The sequence below is a fragment of the Aquitalea sp. ASV11 genome (assembly GCF_016429185.1).
GTDB classification, from domain to species: Bacteria; Pseudomonadota; Gammaproteobacteria; order Burkholderiales; family Chromobacteriaceae; genus Aquitalea; species Aquitalea pelogenes.
In genome coordinates this window covers 1-306 of the sequence record NZ_JAELUD010000223.1, presented here as the reverse complement: position 1 = coordinate 306, position 306 = coordinate 1, and the positions used below count along the sequence as shown (strand labels likewise).

Here is a 306-nt window from a genome sequence, read left to right as displayed (position 1 = left end):
CGAAACCGAAACGCATCTTCGAGCTGCGCCCCATCAAATGGATGATAGAAAAAGGCGCGGTGGTGATTGCTGCCGGCGGTGGCGGCATCCCCACCATGTACCAGGGTGACAAGCTGGTCGGCGTGGAAGCGGTGATCGACAAAGACCTGGCCTCCGCCCTGCTGGCCCGCGAAGTGGATGCCGACTACTTCGTCATCGCCACCGACGTGAAGAGCGTGTTTGTTGGCTGGGGCACCCCGGAAGCCAAGGCCATCCGCCACGCCCACCCGGACGAAATGGACAAGCTGGGCTTTGCGGCCGGTTCGA

1 pseudogene is annotated in these 306 nt (G+C 62.7%); it reads left to right on the top strand.

The window, feature by feature from the left end:
- A pseudogene (locus JHD62_RS21845) lies at positions 1 to 306 on the top strand (carbamate kinase); the annotation flags it as partial.